A 17,644-nucleotide genomic window follows, 5' to 3' on the forward strand; every position below is an offset into this window, starting at 1 on the left:
ATTGCCTTCGCATCTGTCCCTTGTGACAGACAACGGAAGGGCGTCCCTCGGGGCGCCCTTTTCCGTGTGCCGCGCGTGCCTTTCGATCCGCGACGGTGCCTTCGGCCGGGCGTGATCCAAAGGAGCGCTTCCGCGCGCTTTTATGCCGGCAGTGGCCGGGGCGTCGCAAATGCCGGCATGCGGGATCGTGGGGGCAGCCCGCGCCCTACAGGTCGCGCCAGCGGGGCAGCCGGATCGCGCGCGCCTTGGCATAGTGAATCCCTGCAAACAGCATCGACAGACCGGTCATCGCCATGAGGAACACATCTGGCCCGAGGGCAATCATCGATTGAACGGGTCTTGGCGCAACGCCAAGCGCCATGCAGGCGAGGGCCGTGCCGCCCATGATCGACGTGAACAGCACGAAGCCGAACACAAACAACGCAAGCGGAGTCCAGAAAAACAAGGGCTTGACGATCAAACCCATTCTTGCCAGCCCGCGCAGGGCCGGAGCATAGGCGTAAGACCCGGTTATGCCTTCGCGGGCCAGGGCGTCGAGGGCGCGGGCAAGACGCTCTTGCCGCGTTCTGGCCGCGGGTGCGGGATGGTCAGCCTGCGGTTTGTGTTTGGCGCTCAAGGCAGAACAGCGCGCGGCAAACTGGTCGCGTTGTCCGGTGGTGCGTTCGGTGGTCATGGCATTTCTTTCCATCGGCGGTCTTGTGGTGCCCCTGCGTCGCAGGGGAACCGGGCATTTGTCTGCCAACCCCGTGGCACAATTGCGGTCGAGCCGTCGCATGGCGCCGCCCGCCATCAGACCCAAATTGGGGTGCGGGGCGCAGGGGATCAACGTCCCACCGGCGCCGCAGGGCAGGGCGATAACCGTTTGCATCGGGGGAAACTGGCGGACCGGAAGGTCCGAACCGCGTCGATTGGGGCGCGGCGGACGGGGCTCATTGTGCTTGAGGGGGCTTGGCCGCGGGGGACAGGGACGCGCGGGTAAGAAAGGTCGCGCGCGGGAGACAGGGACGCGGGAGAGAGACAGGGGGATCTGAGGAGAGAGGGGCGGGCGGACAGGGCCTGGAGGACAGGCCGGTGGGGGATTGGGGCCTGGAGAAACATGGGGCACGAGGAACGGCGATCTGGGCGTCAGGGGCGACGACCGGACAGGGCGTGGAGGACAGGCCGGTGGGGGATCGGAGCCTCGAGAAACAGGGGGCACGACCCAGCGACCTGTGCGACAGGGATGACAGCCAGCTTGGGCGGCGCAGGACGGGGCTGTGGAGCGGCTTGGGGCAAAGCCGGCCCATGGGCGGCTCAGGCGCGCATTTCAGCCCTCGTTCCCGATCAAGGTTGGCGTGGACATCATTGCGAAGCGTCGAGGCGGCCCAGAAGGAGTCGCTTGCGACTCGCGGCGTGCTGCGCTTTGACGGGAGCATGGATGCGTTACAGACAAAACTGGAAGCGCCGCACTGGGCCGCGGGTCGGGTGGTGGCCGGCGTGGACGAGGTGGGGCGGGGTCCGCTTGCCGGCCCGGTCGTCGCGGCAGCGGTGATCCTGCGCGAGGACAGGATCCCGGTCGGACTTCAGGACAGCAAGAAACTGGGCGCTGCAAGACGCGAGGCGCTGACGCTTCAGATCGCGCAGGCGGGTCTTATCGGGATTGGCCAGGCCAGTGTCGAGGAGATCGACCGCATCAATATCCTGCAGGCAACCTATCTTGCCATGCAGCGGGCGGTTGCTGCACTGCCGCAGGTCCCGGACCATCTTCTTGTCGATGGCAACCGCCTGCCACGCGATCTGCCCTGTCCTGCGAGCGCTGTTGTGCGCGGCGACAGCCTGTCGCCATCGATCGCGGCGGCCTCAATTGTGGCCAAAACGTGGCGCGACAATGTCATGAAAAAGATCGCGCAACACCATCCCGGATATGGATGGGAAACGAATGCCGGATACCCCACACCCTGTCACAAAAAAGCCCTTCGAGATTTGGGGGTGACCCCACACCATAGGCGATCCTTCAAACCCGTGCACAACATATTGTATCAAGAATAAATCTTAAGAGATTGATTCAAAAAAGAAATTGACGGTGATTCGTCAGGAGGCCAGATTCGATCCAACCACAGAGCGCAAAGCAAGCGCCGGGATCAGAGGCAGAGAATGACGAAGATGACCAAGTTCACGGGCGCTGATGCGCTCCCTCTCAACACGATTCTGGAAGGAGACTGCATCGATGTGATGCGGTCCCTGCCGGCGGAATCCGTAGACCTGATCTTTGCCGATCCGCCCTACAACCTACAGCTCAAGGGTGACCTTCATCGCCCCGACAACTCCCGCGTCGATGCCGTCGATGACGCGTGGGATCAATTCTCCAGTTTCGCCGCTTACGACTCATTCTCCCAAGACTGGCTTCAGGCGGCGCGCCGATTGCTCAAACCCAACGGGGCTCTTTGGGTGATCGGCTCTTATCACAACATCTTTCGGGTCGGTGCGGCGTTGCAGGACGCGGGTTACTGGATCCTGAATGACGTTGTCTGGCGCAAGGCGAACCCGATGCCGAATTTCCGGGGCAAGCGCTTTACCAACGCGCATGAGACGATGATCTGGGCGTCGAAATCCGAGGGCGCAAAATACACCTTCAACTACGAAGCGCTCAAGGCGCTGAACGAAGGCATCCAGATGCGGTCCGACTGGGTTCTGCCGATCTGTAATGGCGGCGAACGGCTCAAGGACGACAGCGGCGAGAAGGCGCACCCGACGCAGAAACCGGTATCGCTTCTGCACCGCGTTCTGGTCGGCTCGACCAATCCAGGGGACGTTGTGCTTGATCCTTTCTTTGGCACCGGCACTACGGGTGCGGTCGCCAAGATGCTCGGTCGCGACTGGATCGGCATCGAACGCGAGGACGCCTATCGCAAGGTTGCGGCCAAGCGCATCGCCAATGTGCGCGCATTTGACAAGGCCGCACTCGAGGTGACGCGGTCCAAGCGCGCCGAACCGCGGGTGCCATTCGGACAGCTTGTGGAACGGGGCATGTTGCGGCCGGGAGAAGAGCTGTGGTCGATGAACGGGCGACACAAGGCGAAGGTCCGGGCCGACGGCACGCTGATTGGCGATGACGTCAAGGGTTCGATCCATCAGGTGGGCGCGGCGCTCGAAGGCGCCCCAAGCTGCAACGGATGGACCTATTGGTGCTTCCGGCGCGATGGACAGACGGTCCCGATCGACGTGCTGCGCCAGCAAGTGCGCTCCGAGATGGCCGACAAGCCGGACTGACCCGACACACACATTTTCAGAACACCGCCAGTGCCGTGAGACCATCCGGCACAACCTCCCCGCCTGCTTGCAGGCGGGGCTTTTTCGCGCGAGGCGTTACCAGTCGATAAAGCCGAGAAACTCTTCGAGCGATGCACGCCACGTGGTGTATGTCTCCAGCAAGGTCGCTTCTGACACGCCGTGATCGAGGAGCACGTCCATCTGCAGAAACGGGTCCATTTCATCGTCCAGGAAGGTCGAGGCATAGCGCATGTCGCGATTCCACGCGTTGGCCTTCTCCAAACTGAGCCCGGATTCGATATCCATTCCGGCCTGATACTGGATCTGGGTGCAGTAGCGCCCACCGGAGCAACCGTAAAAGAAGATCGAGTAGGACGCGCCGTCCAGCGTGCCGGTGATCAGGGGATCGCCAACATTGTCGGTGCCGATTTCAAGCGCAGGATCGACCGTTTGCAACAGAGTCAGGATGCGCTCGGCGTTGGTGCCGTCGATTTGCTGGGCCGTTGCGGCATGGGCGCAGGTCAAAACGCTCAGGGCGAGCAGTGAGAGTCGGGGGCGGAAATGCATCATGGAAAGTCCTTTCTGAAACAACGGAGCCCTGAACCACTATAGGCAAGCAACGGTTATGCTGGCAAATCGCGTGCAGAAGGTCCGATCTGCGCTTTCCCTCGTAGGGCCCGTCGCCTAAGGATCGCCGCATGGACATTCGCGCAATTCTCATGGGCGTCGCCTTTGCCGCCATGTGGTCATCAGCCTTTACGTCGGCCCGTATCATCGTTGCGGAGGCGCCCCCGATCTACGCCCTGGCCTTGCGGTTTCTTTTGTCTGGCGCCATCGCGGTCGGCCTTGCGGCCTGGCTTGGGCAGAGTTGGCGTCTGACCGCGTCGCAATGGCGCGCAACTTTGGTGTTCGGCATCTGTCAGAACGCGCTTTATCTCGGTCTGAACTTCGTCGCCATGCAGACGGTTGAAGCGTCACTGGCCGCAATCATCGCATCGACCCTGCCCTTGCTGGTCGCCCTCGCGGGGCTGCTCTTCTTTGGGGAAAGGCAGCGTCTGATGAGTGTGGCGGGGCTTGTCGCCGGTTTTGCCGGGGTGGCCCTTATCATGGGGAGCCGCTTTGGCGGCGGTGTGGATGGCTTCGGGATCCTGCTCTGCATTGGCGGTGTGATCGCGCTGACGGTGGCCACGCTGGCGCTCAGGAACGCGTCATCAGGGGGCAATCTCCTGATGGTCGTCGGATTGCAGATGCTGGTGGGCTCTGCCGCGCTCTGGCCTTTTGCCATTCTGCTGGAGGTGCCCGTGGTCACGATCAGCGGCCCCCTGATCGCGGCCTTTGCCTATACGACCCTCGTTCCGGGCCTGGCCGCTACTTTGGTCTGGTTCATGCTGGTCGGGCGGGTTGGCGCTGTGCGTGCTGCGGCGTTTCACTTCCTCAATCCGTTTTTCGGGGTGGCGATCGCGGCGCTTCTGCTGGGCGAGACATTCGGCATTCTGGACGCTGTCGGGGTCACGATCATCGGCCTTGGGATTCTGGCCGTGCAGCTTTCCCGCAAGTCTTATGCAAATAGCTCTGAAAAAACGCACAGGCGCGTGTGAAGGAGAAGGCTTCGTTTACTGATGCCGCGTAGGGTCGCCGCCATCCTGAAGTTCGGAGAGCGGTATGAGCAGATTTTCAATTCGTATTCAGATCATCGCGATGTGTGCTGCCTTCGCCGTGATCCTCTTGGCCTCCACGGGAGCCTTCTGGATCACGCAACGTGCGCTGGCCACAGCGATTGTCGACAAGCAGACGATCATGCAAAAGAGCCTGCTGATCAGTGATATGGTTGAAAACGCGCTCAAAGCCGAAACAAGTGCATACCGGTATTCACGTGGCGAAGATGCGGCGATTGACGAGCTTCAGGGCAACTTGCGGGAAATCCACGAGCTCGTTTCCGCGGTACAGGGCAATGTGACGAACGGAGTAGTCGGGGCGGAGGACATGCGCGAAATCGCCACCCGTCTGGCCTCGGAAACTGCCGAAATCGAGGCGCTTTATCAGGGGCTGGATCAGTATCGCGATATCGGTCTCTTTGATCGCAAGGTGGTGATGGACACGGATGTGATACCGGGGCTGACCGCGTTTACGGCCGCGATGGACACTCTAAAGGACGAACTCAAGGCCCAAAAGGAAGACACGGTCGTCGAAGCGGGTCAGAAGATGTCGCTCGCGTCGTTGATCCTCCTCATTACCGTTGCCTCCACCGTTATTCTGTCTGGCGTCATCGCAACGCTCTTTGGCCGCCTCTTGTCCCGCCCGGTCATGGCCGCAGCCCAATCCGTAGAGAAGCTCACACTTCGGGACTACGACTCTGCGATCGACGGCCAGACACGCGGCGACGAGATTGGCCAGATTGCGCGGAATCTCGAGGCTCTGCGTGACAAGTTGCATGCTGCGGACGCCAAGTCCGAGCAGGACAAGGCGGAAGCCGAACGCCGCACGGAACTCTTCGATACGCTTGGCGCCAATATGCAAAAGCTCGCGGCGGGTGACATGGATGTGAGCATCGCACCGTCGGATTTTTCCGATCTTGGCGAAACCTACATGGGGCTTTGCCACAATTTCAATGACCTGTCCGCTGGCCTGAAGGATCTGGTCAGCTCGGTGCGGGAAAGCGCCACCCTCGTCGAACGGAGCGCCTCCGACCTGTCGACCATGTCCGACGACATGTCGCGAAGGGCGGAGACCCAGGCGGCTACTCTGGAGCAATCCGCCGCCGCGCTCGAAGAATTGTCGGCAAGCGTTCGGTCCGCCGCAGCGCGGGCGGCGGAGGCAGATGACCGTGTTGGCGACACGCGCGACCAGGCAACCCAGGGAGGCGAGATCATGGGCCGTGCGCTTGAAGCGATGAGCTCCATCGCGAAATCCTCCGAGCAGATTACCCAAATCATCGGCGTAATCGACGATATCGCCTTTCAGACCAACCTTCTGGCGCTCAATGCGGGTGTTGAGGCCGCACGGGCCGGCGAATCGGGCAAGGGCTTCTCGGTTGTTGCGTCCGAAGTGCGCTCTCTGGCGCAGCGGGCTTCGGAATCTGCCAAGGAGATCAAGGCTCTGGTTTCCAATAGTTCGCAGCAGGTCAAGGATGGGGGCCGCCTTGTGGAGGAAACCGGTGAAACCCTGACGTCGATCGTGAACAGCGTGAAAAATGTGTCCGACCTCGTCTCGGAGATCGCATTGGCAGCCAAGGAACAGGCCAGCGGTTTGCAGGAGATCAATATCGGCGTTTCGGAGTTGGACAAGGCAACCCAGCAAAACGCGGCGATGGTCAATGAGACAAGCGGGGCGAGTAAAAAGCTGCGCAATGAGGCGAGCCGACTGTCAGCGCAATTGGCAAAGTTCGGCTCTGATGATGCGATCGGGATCAGTGAGGAGAGCCCGATACCTCCTGATGTGATCCACCGCGCGGTCGAACCGGAAGCCTTTGCACCGATGGACAGCAATTGGATCGAGGAGACCGCAAAGGCGAAGCCGGCAAAATGGAAACCGGCCGACAACCCAGACGAGTTCGTTGCGGATTACGATGATGACGATGTATGGGCCGAGTTCTGAGGCGTCTCATCTGCGGGTCCGAGAGGTGACCGTGGAGATACAAGGCGCGTGCAGCGGCCTCCGCTCGTTATCGCTCGCAATCACGCGGGCCAGGGGTGAGCAAGGCCACGCCGCGTTCCCGAACGGGTGATGCAGCGTCCCGTTTTCTGGCAAGCGGTGCGGTGGCTTCCGTCCCGAACCGTTGGACATTCGATGGCCATACCATACCGCTCAGGAGCGGTCTGACCGGGGAGATCAACGCAAATCGGAAGCCGCGCCGTGGCCGCCACCGTGTCAGCCACGACGCGGTCCTGGCCTCTGCGCGGTGAGCAACCGCTCGCGGAGGCCTTGCGCGCCATGCAGGTTACGGCTCGCCGCCGTCTCGGTTTTCCGTTGCGCCGGCATTCGGTCGAGGCGCACAATCGGCGTCAGCCGATACGACCGCCGGCATCGCCAATCTGACCGCGATGCAGCAACCAGTGATCGAGGATCACACAAGCCATCATGGCTTCGGCGACGGGCACAGCCCGAATACCGACGCAGGGATCATGCCGACCCTTGGTGATGATATCGGTCTCTGCGCCAGAGCGCGTGATTGTCTTGCGGGTGGTGAGAATGGAGGATGTCGGCTTGACCGCAAAGCGCGCCACCACATCCTGCCCCGTGGAGATCCCGCCAAGCACACCGCCTGCATGGTTCGAACCAAAGACAGGCCCTTCGGACCCCATCCGAATTTCATCCGCGTTTTCCGCGCCTGTCAGAGTGGCTGCCGCCATACCGTCGCCAATCTCCACACCCTTGACGGCGTTGATCGACATCAAGGCTGCCGCGATGTCCGTATCCAGCTTGCCGTAAACCGGCGCGCCCAGACCCGCAGGAACGCCCCGCGCGATCACCTCGATGACCGCCCCAACGCTGTCACCGGATTTGCGTAGGTGATCGAGATAGCCAGCCCAATCCTCCGCCGAAACGGGATCCGGACACCAGAACGGGTTCTGGTCGATCTGCTGTTCGTCAAAGCGAGCACGGTCAATGCCGCGTGGCCCCATGGCCACCATGTAGCCCTGGATCTCGATCCCCGGAGCGAGATGCGCAAGCGCCGCGCGGGCCAGACCGCCCGCAGCAACCCGCGCCGCTGTCTCGCGCGCCGAGGACCGCCCGCCGCCGCGGTAATCGCGAATGCCGTATTTTTGCCAGTAGGTGATATCGGCGTGCCCCGGACGGAATTTCTCGGCGATGTCGCCGTAATCCTTGGAGCGCTGGTCCGTGTTTTCGATCATCAATTGGATCGGCGTCCCGGTGGTGCGCCCTTCGAACACGCCGGACAGGATACGCACGGCATCCGCTTCGCGGCGCTGCGTCGTATACTTGTTCTGACCAGGTTTGCGCTTGTCCAGCCAGTGCTGGAGCACGGCTTCGTCGATGGCGACTCCCGGCGGGCACCCGTCCACCGTCGCACCAAGCGCGGGGCCATGGCTTTCGCCCCATGTCGTGACGCGAAACAGGTGACCAAAACTGTTCAGGCTCATCAGGGCTCTCCTTTGCACCGCTGTCCTAAGATGGATCGGGAGTGCCCTCAAGGGGCAGCGCCGGAAACCAGCGTAAATGACGCGTCAGCCCTTGCACCTGCGCGCAAGGCGTCTTAGCGTCCGCCCCACCTCGGGGTGCCGGGGCCATGACATCATGGCCAGGCTGAGATGCAGCATGCGAACCCGTAGAACCTGAACCGGATAACACCGGCGGAGGGAAGGTGTGGACAGGGTCGTTCTGTCCAATCCTGCCCTCCCGTAGCAGAGATTGGAGAGACAAAATGAAACCTCTGACTTTCGCCGCGGGACTTGTGCTGGCCACATCGGCCGCAGCCCAGACTCCCGTCCTGACCGTTTACGCGCCGGACTATTTCGTCTCCGAGTGGGGGCCGGGTCCGAAGATCGAAGAGCTCTTCGAGGCCGAATGTGCCTGTGACCTTCAATTCAAGCCGGGTGACCTGTTGCCCCGGATCCTGCTTGAAGGCGCGCGGACGGAAGCGGATGTGGTGATCGGTCTGAATACCGATGTCACGGGCAAAGCGCGCGAAAGCGGGCTGTTTGCACCGCATAATGCCGATATGGCCGCTCTGACATTGCCGGTGGCATGGACGGATGACATCTTCCTGCCCTTCAACTATGGGCACACGGCCTTTGTCTATGACACCACGCGGCTTGACGCAGCGCCCGAAAGCTTTGATGCCCTTCTCGAAGCCGGGGACGACCTGCGTCTTGTCATTCAAGACCCCCGCAGCTCCATTTCGGGGCTCGCGCTCGCCCTCTGGGTGGATGCGATCTACGGCGAGGAGGCCGAGGCGGCCTGGGCAAAACTGGCGCCAAAAATCGTGACGGTGACGCGCGGATGGTCCGAAAGCTACGGGCTCTTTACCGATGGTGAGGCGGATATGGTGCTCAGCTACACCACATCGCCCGCCTACCATATCATCGCCGAAGGCGACGAGACCAAGAAAGCGGCCATCTTCCCCGAGGGGCATTACTTCATGGTCGAGCTGTCGGCCAAACTCGCTTCGACCGATGTGCCGGAACTCGCGGATCAGTTCCTCGCCTTCACCGTTTCCGAACCGTTCCAGTCGATGATCGCAACCGGCAACTGGTCGATCCCGGCGGCGCTTGACCCCTCCGGCTGGCCCGCGGGTTTCCAGCAGCTGGACCTGCCGGAAACCGTGCTGTTCTATTCCGAAGAGGAAGCGGCTGAACGCCGGGACGCAGCGATCGAAGCATGGCGCAGCGGCTTGTCACGCTAAGCGCGGCCATCGCCCTTCTGGCCCTGACGCTGGGGCCAATCGGGGCGGTGCTGATCTGGGCCGAGGGGGTTTCCTCCCTGCGGCCCGGTGATCTGGCGGCGTTGCGGTTTACCGTTTGGCAGGCTTTCTTGTCGGCGCTGGTCAGTTGCCTGCTGGCGGTTCCTCTGGCCCGTGCGCTGGCCCGCCAGAGGTTCCGCGGGCGCGGCCTGTTGCTGGCGCTGCTGGGCGCGCCGTTCATCCTGCCCGTGATCGTGGCGGTCATGGGGCTGATCGCGGTCTTCGGTCAATCCGGATTGATCAATCAGGCCTTCGCCGCTCTGGGCCTGCCCCGCTTTGACATCTACGGTCTGCACGGGGTCGTTCTCGCACATGTCTTCTTCAACCTGCCGCTTGCGACGCGGATGATGGTGCAGGCGTGGCTGGCCATCCCGGATGAGCGGTTTCGGCTGGCGGCCTCGCTTGGCCTGTCCCGTCGAGCGCTCTTTCTGACGCTGGAATGGCCGCTGATTCTGCGGATCCTGCCCGGGGCTTTCGCCGTGATCTTCGTGATTTGCCTGACAAGCTTTGCGGTGGCGCTGACGCTGGGTGGCGGGCCCCGCGCGACCACGGTTGAGTTGGCAATCTACCAGGCGATGCGGTTCGATTTCGATCCGGGCCGCGCCGCGGCGCTGGCCTTGCTGCAACTGGTGCTTGGTCTTGTGGCAGGTGTTGTTGCGCTGGCCCTATCGCCCCGACAGGGGTTCGGCGTGGGGCGCGACCGCTCTGTGCCGCGCTGGGACGGCGCCGGACGCCGTGTGCTGGACGCGGTGGTGATCGCAGCTGCAGTGCTTTTTCTGTTGCTGCCGCTTGGCTTGGTCGTGGCGCGGGGAGTGCCGGGCCTCAGTTTGTTGGAGGGCGATACGATCCGCGCGGCGGGACATTCGGTGATCGTCGCGCTGGCCTCTACCCTGTTGTGCCTCGTCTGGGCTCTGGCGCTCAGCACGCGGCGCGGGGAGTTGCTCGCGCTGATGGCGATTGCCATATCGCCGCTGGTGCTGGGGGCGGGCCTGTTCCTCGTGCTGCGGCCCTTCGTCAACCCGTTTTCCATGGCACTGCCGGTCACGGCACTGGTCAACGCGCTGATGGCGCTGCCCTTTGCCTTGCGGGTTTTGCGCCCGGAGGCGGAATCGATACGCACGGATTTTCTGCGCCTGCGACAGACCTTGCGTCTGACCGGATGGGCCTGGACGCGGCTGGTGCTCTTGCCGCGCTTGCGGCGCCCGTTGGGGTTTGCCGGCGGGCTGACGGCGGCGCTGGCGATGGGGGATCTGGGCGTGATCGCGCTGTTTGCGGATCCGGATCGCGCGACGCTGCCGTTGCAGGTCTATCGTCTGATGGGATCGTACCAGATGGAGGCTGCGGCCGGGGCGGCGCTGCTGCTTCTGGTTCTGAGCTTTGGTCTGTTCTGGCTTTTTGACAGGGGAGGGCGCGTTCATGCTCAGTCTCGAACAGGTTGAGATCGCCATGGGCAAGGAGCGTTTGTGCGCGGCATTCGACGTGCCGCGCGCGGCTCGGGTCGCCATTCTCGGCCCATCCGGGGCAGGCAAGTCTACCCTGCTCGATGTCGTGGCCGGGTTTCGCCATCCTGATCGTGGTCGGATCCTGTGGTCCGGCACCGACATGACCGCGATGCCCCCGGAGAAAAGACCGGTCTCAATCCTCTTTCAGGACGGGAACCTTTTTCCCCATCTGAGTGTTCGGCGCAACCTTGCGCTGGCGCTGCGCCCCGATGGGCGCAAGCCCGATTCCGCGGGTCAGACGCGCCTAGGCGACGCGTTGGGCCGTGTGGCGCTCGACGGGATGGAAGATCGTCTGCCCGGCACGTTGTCGGGCGGACAGCAAAGCCGGGTGGCGCTGGCGCGGGTGCTGTTGCAGGATCGGCCGCTGCTGCTGCTGGATGAACCATTTTCGGCACTGGGGCCGGGATTGCGACACGAGATGATTGATCTGGTCACCGATGTCGCAACGGAGATTGACGCACTCTTGATGATGGTCACGCATGATCCGTCGGACGCTCGGCGTTTTGCCAGTCACATAATCCTCGTCGCGGATGGGCTGGCCCATCCGCCGCAGGACACGGCGGCCCTGTTTGCGGATCCGCCACCCGCCTTTCGCGACTACCTGGGTCGAAGTGCCGATCCGGCACCCTGACCCGTTGCGTGATCGGGCGCATGGCAACCCGGCGAGGCCCGGCACAATCATGAACCGTCGCACAAAAAAAGCCCCGCCAAAGCGGGGCTTTTCGATGTTCGGGCGATCAAAGGCGATCAGGCATCCTTGCGATACTTGATCGGCTTCCAGATACGCTTGTTCGTGAGGTAGAGCAGAACCGACAGCACGGTCAGGAACAGCACGCCGACAAAACCGGCCTGCTTGCGTGCCATCATCTTGGGCTCTGCGGTCCACATCAGGAAGGCCGCGACGTCCTTGGACTGGCTTTCGATGGTGGCTTCGTGGCCATCGTCGAATTCCACGTCATCGCCGTAGAGCGGCGGCGCCATGGAGATCCAGCCGCCCGGGAACGCCGTGTTCTCGTAGAGGATCGAGCCTGCTTCTTCCTTTTCCTCGCCGGTATAACCGGCGAGAAGGGACGCAATGTACTCGGCGCCGCCCATGCCCTTGAAGAACTGGTTGATGCCGAGACCATAGGGGCCGTGGAAGCCTGCACGGGCTTTTGCCATCAGCGACAGGTCAGGTGCACCGGCGGCCTCATTGGCGGGGAAGTTGTCGACCGGCCGCGCGGGGCGGAAGTCTTCAAGCTCCTCGTCATAGACCTCGAACATTTGCTCGGCATAGGCACGAACTTGGTCCTCGGGCATGCCGGGGCCGCTTTCGTCGGAAAGCGTCCGGATCGGCACATATTTCAGCCCGTGGCAGGCCGCACAGACCTCGGTGTAGACCTTGAGGCCGCGTTGCAGCTGGTTCTGGTCAAACGTGCCGAACGGTCCCTCGAAGGAGAAGTCGTAGTCTGTGACTTCGCCCGATGCCCCGGCGGCAAAGGCGCCGGTGGCAGAGAGCGCGAGAGCCGTCAGCGCCGAAAGGGTGAGTTTGCGGATCATTGTCTGAATGTCCTCTCTCTTATTCTGCCGGTGTCGGGTCGGCGACGGTGGTCGTGCCTCCCGATGCGGCCTTGTTCGCCTGGAAGTCCTCTTCGATCGTCGCAGGCTGCGGCAAGGGCTTCTCGATGACACCGAGCAACGGCAGGATCACGAGGAAGTAGGCAAACCAGTAGGTCGAGCCAATCAGCGCGATATACGGGTAGATGCCCTCTGCAGGCATGGCGCCGACCCAGGTCAGAACCACGAAGTTCACGACAAAGACCCAGAACCACCACTTGAACATCGGGCGATAGCGACCGGAGCGGACCGACGACGTGTCGAGCCACGGTGCGAGTGCCATCACGGCGATGGCGCCGAACATAGCGATCACACCGAAGAACTTGGCGTCGATGATGCCACCGGTGATCCAGTTGGCTGCGATCACGACCCAGACGTCACCGTCAAAGGCACGCAGGATCGCGTAGAACGGCAGGAAGTACCATTCCGGAACGATGTGCGCCGGTGTCGCCAGCGGGTTGGCTTCGATGTAGTTGTCGGGGTGCCCGAGATAGTTGGGCATGAAGCCGACAATGGCGAAGAACACCGCGAGGATGATCGCGAGCGCGAACAGGTCCTTGATGACGAAATACGGCCAGAAAGGAACGGTATCCTTTTCGGCTTCGGCTTTCGAGGTGCGGCGCACTTCAACACCGGTCGGGTTGTTGTTTCCCGTGGTGTGGAAGGCCCAGATATGCACGATCACGAGGCCGAGAATCAGGAACGGCATCAGGTAGTGCAGCGAGAAGAAGCGGTTCAGCGTTGCGTTATCCACCGCCGGTCCGCCCAGCAACCAGGTCTGCAGCGCGTCGCCCACGAAGGGGATGGCGCCAAAGAGGCCGGTGATCACGGTTGCGCCCCAGAAGGACATCTGACCCCAAGGCAGCACGTAGCCCATGAAGGCGGTGCCCATCATCAGCAGGTAGATCAGCATGCCGATGATCCACGTGATCTCGCGCGGGGCCTTGTAGGACCCGTAATAGAGCGAGCGGAAGATATGCGCGTAGACCGCCACAAAGAACAGCGAGGCGCCGTTCATGTGCACGTAGCGCAGCATCGCGCCGCCATTCACGTTGCGCATGATGTGCTCGACGCTGGCAAAGGCCAGGTCGACATGCGGTGTGTAATGCATCACGAGCACGACGCCGGTGATGATCTGCAGCACGAGGGTAAAGGTGAGGACAATGCCCCAGATCCACATCCAATTCAGGTTCTTGGGTGTGGGGATCATGAGGGTGTCATACATCAGTCCGACGATTGGCAGCCGCTTGTGCAGCCACTTCTCGCCACCTGACTTCGGTTCGTAATGGTCGTGCGGAATTCCGGCCATGAAAGGTCTCCTTATCCCAGCAAGATCGTTGTTTCATCGACAAATTCGGCGGCCGGAACCGGAAGGTTCTCAGGTGCCGGCCCGCGGCGGATACGGCCCGAAAGGTCGTAATGCGAGCCGTGGCAGGGGCAGAACCAGCCGCCAAAGTCACCGGCATTGTCCAGCGGGATGCAGCCGAGGTGGGTGCACACGCCCGTCATCACCAGCCATTCGCCGGCCTCATCGAGCGAGCGGTTTTCGTCCGCGGCATCGGTGCCCGGCTCATTTGCGTTGCGCGACATCGGGTCGGGCAGTTCGGAAAGCTCAACCGACCGCGCTTGCGCGATCTCGTCTTCCGTCCGGCGACGGATAAAGACAGGCTTGCCCAGAAACAGCACGCGAAGCTGCGACCCAGGTTCAATTCCGGATACATCAACCCGCAGCACACTGGCAGCGCGCACATCGGCGGAGGGGTTCATCTGGTGGACAAGCGGCCAGACTGCGGCACCGGTCGCAACCGCGCCAGCCCCGGCCGTGGCATAGTAGAGGAAATCCCTCCGGGTGCCTTCGTGATCGTCAGTATGTGACACGAGGTTTTCTCCATAGTTTCGGGGCTGACATGACAGCCGCTCACAGAATCCATGGGCCGCGGAGGATGCCGCTGCCTCATCGCCCGGCTATGTAGCGGGCAGGGGGTATGGCGTCCAGCGCACAAAGCCGCGATAAAGCACAAAGCGCCGATGTGTCGCGGTTGTATCGCCCCTCCCGAGACAGGTAGACAGTCCTCATGTCATGGAGACCCGACATGTCCCCTTTGCGTCAAAGAACAGCCGTTATCGCCATCATCGCCGCCGCAGGTGCATCACCCGCTCAGGCCGAGATGGAGGTCTCGCTTTATTCCGGCTGGCAGACCGCCCCGCACAGTCGTGTTGACGGCGACTATCCCGGCGGCGGATCGTTCGATGCGTTGATCGGATGGGAGGGGCGGTCGTTCGACATGCCGCCCTATTATGGATTGCGTGGGACGTGGTGGCGCAACGAAACACTCGGATTCGGCATCGAGTTCACCCATTCCAAGGTCTATGCGCCGGACGACGAAAAGACCGTGCTTGGGTTCTCTGCGCTTGAATTCACCGATGGCCTCAACATTCTGACGGTCAACGTCATGCGCCGCTGGCCCGAAAAATGGGGAACGGCGACGCCTTATATTGGTGGCGGCATCGGTATCGCGTTCCCGCATGTGGATGTGGAATACAGGCCTGGCGGGTCCAAGACCTTCGAATATCAGCTGACCGGCCCTGCGGCCCGGATCATGGCGGGCATCAGCTACCCGTTGACCGAGCGGCTGTCGGTCTTCGGAGAGTATCAGTTTACCTATAGCTCGAATTCGGCGGAACTTGACGGCGGCGGCTCGTTGAACAGCGAGATCAAGACCAACGCGCTCAATATCGGGCTTTCGCTCAAATTCTGAGGCGGGACAGGGCTGGCTGCTTTCTGGCGGCCAGACCCTGCGTATACACACACTCATGGAGGTCGCGTTGCGCAAGCGACGCGCTGTGCGGGGCCGGGGCGTCTCTGCGGTGCGCACGCGGGCGTCTTCCGGCGTTCGGGCAGGGCGTTTGCGCGGGCAAATTGGGGGGCTCGTCAAGCGAGCCCGCCCCTCGCGGGCCGCGCCCTTTTCGCTCGCCGGAAAACGCGGCCGGGGCGGTGGCGGCCCCATCCGATCTGCGGCGCGCGCGGTAGCCATGTCTTTTGGTCCGATGGCGGCGCGCCCACTTGGTCAGCCCTCCACGATCCGCAGTCTGAGACCGGCACCAAGGTTGCCTCGTTCGATCTGCCCTTTGGGGATTCGGCGGGCGGAGGCCGCGGTCCTGACGCCCGTGGCTCAGCCCGTCGGCTCGGTCGCCTGCATCGAGGGGCGTTCGCAGAATGCTTTGTGCCAGGCGGCGAGCGCGTCATGGCCGGTGCGCCAGCTGCGTGCGTCATGCCGGAAATCGAGATAGCTCAGCGCGCATCCGACGGCGATATGCGCGGCATCCATCGGACCGGCCAGATGGCTCATCCAGCGGGTTTCAATCGCATCGAGGGCGCGAGCGACCTTGCCCCATTGCCCTTCCATCCATTCCGTCGAAACCTGTTCTGGCTTGCGGAAGCGCTGTTCGTAGATCACCAGCACCGCAGCATCCATGATCCCGTCGGCCGTCGCCTCCAGGGTCAGCGTGTCCCAGATCCGGGTCTGCGGATAAAGCCCGGTCCCGGCCCGGTCATCGAGATAGCGGCAGATCACGCGGCTATCATACAGCGCCGGTCCGTTGGACCGCACAAGGGCCGGGATCTTGCCCACAGGGTTGACCGCGACCAATCCGCTGTCGGGATCCAGCGGTGACGCCGTGACGTCGACCAGCTCGGTTTCCTCGAATTGCCCTGTTTCATGCAGCGTTACAAGAACCTTGCGGACAAAGGGTGACGGTCCGGCCTTGAGCAGTTTCATGTCTTTTCCTCCCTCGCTTGGCGTATCGCACCAAATGCGCTCCTTGTTCAATGACAGAGCCCCTGCGCGCGCTCAAGCCCGATGAGCCTTGCGCGGGGCGCAAGAGGCAGGAGGAAGCGGGGCACACGCAAGGCCAGCGCGAGCGGTCCCGATCCGGGCCGCTGTTCAGCGCGCCTGCGGGTGGCTCGCCTCGTAGACCTTCATCAGCTGCACCTCGTCGACGGCGGTGTAGGCTTGCGTTGTAGACAGCGAACTGTGGCCAAGCAATTCCTGGATGGCACGCAGATCCCCGCCCGCCGCGAGAAGATGCGTGGCAAAGCTGTGCCGCATGGCATGGGGAGTCGCCGTCGCCGGCAGACCCAGCTGCATGCGCGCGCGCTCGGTCACTTTCTGGATGAGCCTTGGATTGAGCGCGCCGCCCCGCGCGCCTCGAAAGACGGCCATATCCGGTTCCGTCGGGTAGGGACACAGCCGCAGATAGGTGTCCATGGCGCTCCGCGCGACCGGAAGAACAGGAACCAGTCGTTCCTTGTTGCCCTTGCCGATAATGCGCAGCGTGTCGCCGAGCGGGAGATCGCGACCGGTGAGGCCGAGCGCTTCGGAAATCCGCAAGCCACAGCCATACAGAAGGGTGATGACCGCCGCATCGCGCGCGCCGATCCAGCCATCACGGGCCTGCATCTCGACGCTCTCGATCATCGCGCGCGCGGCGTCTTCACTCAACGGACGCGGCAGTTTCTTTTGAAATTTCGGCGCGCGGGCCGCCAGAACGGCGGTTGGTTCGAACCCCTCACGCTCCGCAAGCCAACGGTAGAAGCTTTTCACCGCGGAGAGCTTTCGCGCCATCGAGCGCGACCCGAGCCCTCCGCCGCGAAGATGCGCAAGATACGCGCGCATGTCCAGCACGGAGACCCGCGCCAGCGGCGCCAGCCCCTGCGGCTCTGCATGATGGGCTGTCAGAAAGGCAATGAAGTCGGCCACATCGTTGCCATAGGCGGCGATGGTGTTCTTGGACCGGCCCTTGAGCGCGCGGGTGCTTTCCAGCCAGTCCGCCAGCGCATCGCGCGCGGCTTCTGACAGGGCGATGCTCATGGGCG

Annotated in this window: 16 protein-coding genes and 1 riboswitch; of the genes, 8 read left to right on the forward strand and 8 right to left on the reverse strand. The window is 62.7% G+C overall.

Features of this window, described 5'->3' with window-relative positions; all coding sequences use genetic code 11:
* Positions 1-205: 205 nt before the first annotated feature.
* On the reverse strand, positions 206-673 hold the full coding sequence (locus J1C49_RS18850; protein WP_227447394.1) for a DUF6404 family protein: 468 nt from the start codon (positions 671-673) through the stop codon (positions 206-208).
* Between the two features lie 740 nt (positions 674-1,413).
* On the opposite strand from J1C49_RS18850, the gene J1C49_RS18855 reads away from it, so the two are divergent.
* Both J1C49_RS18855 and J1C49_RS18860 read left to right on the forward strand, forming a co-directional pair.
* Positions 1,414-2,028 (forward strand): ribonuclease HII, encoded by a 615-nt coding sequence (locus J1C49_RS18855; protein ID WP_227447423.1) that lies wholly within the window; start codon positions 1,414-1,416, stop codon positions 2,026-2,028.
* A 105-nt stretch (positions 2,029-2,133) separates the two neighbouring features.
* Entirely contained in the window at positions 2,134-3,249 is a 1,116-nt protein-coding gene (locus J1C49_RS18860; protein ID WP_227447395.1) for a site-specific DNA-methyltransferase, read from the forward strand.
* A 96-nt stretch (positions 3,250-3,345) separates the two neighbouring features.
* On the opposite strand, the gene J1C49_RS18865 is transcribed toward J1C49_RS18860, so the two are convergent.
* Entirely contained in the window at positions 3,346-3,819 is a 474-nt protein-coding gene (locus J1C49_RS18865; RefSeq protein WP_227447396.1) for a YbjN domain-containing protein, read from the reverse strand.
* Positions 3,820-3,947: 128 nt separating this feature from the next.
* Here J1C49_RS18865 and J1C49_RS18870 point away from each other — a divergent pair, with 128 nt between their 5' ends.
* Both J1C49_RS18870 and J1C49_RS18875 read left to right on the forward strand, forming a co-directional pair.
* The gene (locus J1C49_RS18870; protein WP_227447397.1) at positions 3,948-4,847 is read left to right on the forward strand and encodes a DMT family transporter; all 900 of its coding nucleotides are present in this window, start codon (positions 3,948-3,950) and stop codon (positions 4,845-4,847) included.
* A 64-nt stretch (positions 4,848-4,911) separates the two neighbouring features.
* Complete coding sequence (locus tag J1C49_RS18875; protein ID WP_227447398.1) at positions 4,912-6,843, forward strand: methyl-accepting chemotaxis protein; 1,932 nt, start codon at positions 4,912-4,914, stop codon at positions 6,841-6,843.
* Positions 6,844-7,250: 407 nt separating this feature from the next.
* On the opposite strand, the gene aroC is transcribed toward J1C49_RS18875, so the two are convergent.
* Complete coding sequence (aroC, locus tag J1C49_RS18880; protein WP_227447399.1) at positions 7,251-8,351, reverse strand: chorismate synthase; 1,101 nt, start codon at positions 8,349-8,351, stop codon at positions 7,251-7,253.
* A gap of 121 nt (positions 8,352-8,472) precedes the next feature.
* Positions 8,473-8,587: riboswitch (TPP riboswitch) on the forward strand.
* Between the two features lie 45 nt (positions 8,588-8,632).
* Between aroC and J1C49_RS18885 the strand changes: the two genes are divergently transcribed.
* From J1C49_RS18885 to J1C49_RS18895, 3 genes are read left to right on the forward strand one after another with little or no spacing between them, the layout of a single operon-like run.
* Entirely contained in the window at positions 8,633-9,613 is a 981-nt protein-coding gene (locus J1C49_RS18885) for a thiamine ABC transporter substrate binding subunit (protein WP_227447400.1), read from the forward strand.
* A complete protein-coding gene (locus tag J1C49_RS18890) occupies positions 9,589-11,109 on the forward strand; it encodes an ABC transporter permease subunit (RefSeq protein WP_227447401.1) in 1,521 nt (506 codons plus the stop codon). The genes J1C49_RS18885 and J1C49_RS18890 overlap by 25 nt, the downstream gene beginning before the upstream one ends.
* Positions 11,087-11,803, forward strand: coding sequence for an ATP-binding cassette domain-containing protein (locus tag J1C49_RS18895; RefSeq protein WP_227447402.1), 717 nt, complete (start codon positions 11,087-11,089; stop codon positions 11,801-11,803). Before J1C49_RS18890 ends, J1C49_RS18895 begins: the two co-directional genes overlap by 23 nt.
* Before the next feature lie 116 nt (positions 11,804-11,919).
* Here the strand turns inward: J1C49_RS18895 and J1C49_RS18900 are convergent, their stop codons facing one another.
* Genes J1C49_RS18900 through petA form a run of 3 tightly spaced genes read right to left on the reverse strand, consistent with a single transcriptional unit; the run spans position 11,920 to position 14,646 of the window.
* A complete protein-coding gene (locus J1C49_RS18900) occupies positions 11,920-12,711 on the reverse strand; it encodes a cytochrome c1 (protein ID WP_227447403.1) in 792 nt (263 codons plus the stop codon).
* Between the two features lie 19 nt (positions 12,712-12,730).
* Positions 12,731-14,077 carry a cytochrome b gene (gene petB / locus J1C49_RS18905; RefSeq protein ID WP_227447404.1) on the reverse strand — a complete coding sequence of 449 codons (1,347 nt, stop codon included), beginning with the start codon at positions 14,075-14,077 and terminating at the stop codon, positions 12,731-12,733.
* A gap of 11 nt (positions 14,078-14,088) precedes the next feature.
* Positions 14,089-14,646 (reverse strand): ubiquinol-cytochrome c reductase iron-sulfur subunit, encoded by a 558-nt coding sequence (petA, locus tag J1C49_RS18910; protein ID WP_227447405.1) that lies wholly within the window; start codon positions 14,644-14,646, stop codon positions 14,089-14,091.
* Positions 14,647-14,861: 215 nt separating this feature from the next.
* On the opposite strand from petA, the gene J1C49_RS18915 reads away from it, so the two are divergent.
* Positions 14,862-15,527: an outer membrane protein gene (locus tag J1C49_RS18915; RefSeq protein ID WP_227447406.1), complete on the forward strand. Its 666-nt coding sequence runs from the start codon at positions 14,862-14,864 to the stop codon at positions 15,525-15,527.
* Between the two features lie 414 nt (positions 15,528-15,941).
* Here the strand turns inward: J1C49_RS18915 and J1C49_RS18920 are convergent, their stop codons facing one another.
* Positions 15,942-16,547 carry a glutathione S-transferase gene (locus tag J1C49_RS18920; protein WP_227447407.1) on the reverse strand — a complete coding sequence of 202 codons (606 nt, stop codon included), beginning with the start codon at positions 16,545-16,547 and terminating at the stop codon, positions 15,942-15,944.
* A gap of 165 nt (positions 16,548-16,712) precedes the next feature.
* Entirely contained in the window at positions 16,713-17,639 is a 927-nt protein-coding gene (locus J1C49_RS18925; protein WP_227447408.1) for a tyrosine recombinase XerC, read from the reverse strand.
* Between the last annotated feature and the right edge of the window lie 5 nt (positions 17,640-17,644).

Origin of the sequence: Cognatishimia sp. F0-27 (assembly GCF_020667845.1) — a bacterium.
Taxonomy (GTDB): Bacteria; Pseudomonadota; Alphaproteobacteria; order Rhodobacterales; family Rhodobacteraceae; genus JAFMPQ01.